General features: G+C 78.3%; 1 protein-coding gene. It reads right to left on the reverse strand.

The genetic code is table 11. The features are described 5' to 3' along the window. Positions 1–4: 4 nt before the first annotated feature. Positions 5–443, reverse strand: a 439-nt coding sequence (locus C1I95_RS34500) for a hypothetical protein (protein ID WP_438941371.1), incomplete at its 5' end; no start/stop codon positions are given.

Genomic DNA, 443 nt, shown 5'->3' on the forward strand with positions numbered 1-443 from the left:
GCGCTCAGCCACCGGCCGGCGCGGCCAGGGCGCGGGCCAGCGCGGCGGGATCAGCGACGGTCACCGTCATCCCCGGGTGACGCGGCCAGCCGCCGGGCAGCAGGGCGGGCACCGGTCGCGTGAACCGGACGCAGAGGCCGGCGGCGGTGGTGCTGCCGAAGGTGACGCCCGCGTCGGCGCCGGACAGGTGCGGCCCGATCGCCCGCCACCAGCGGTACGGACCACCGGCCTCGACCCCGGCGACGTTCTCCCGGCGGGTGCGCAGCCGCCACGGCCCGAACCGTACCGCCAGGTCGTCGGCGTCGACCCGCACCCAGGCGGTCGACGGCCGGACCCCGAGCAGGGCCAACAGCGGACGAAACCGCGAGTCGAAGCGGAAGGCGAAGAGTTGCCCGGTCATCCCCGGGCTCCCCGGCCGGCGCGGTCTCCCGGCCGTGCGGGGC

It is taken from the genome of Micromonospora craterilacus (genome assembly GCF_003236315.1).
GTDB classification, from domain to species: Bacteria; Actinomycetota; Actinomycetes; order Mycobacteriales; family Micromonosporaceae; genus Micromonospora; species Micromonospora craterilacus.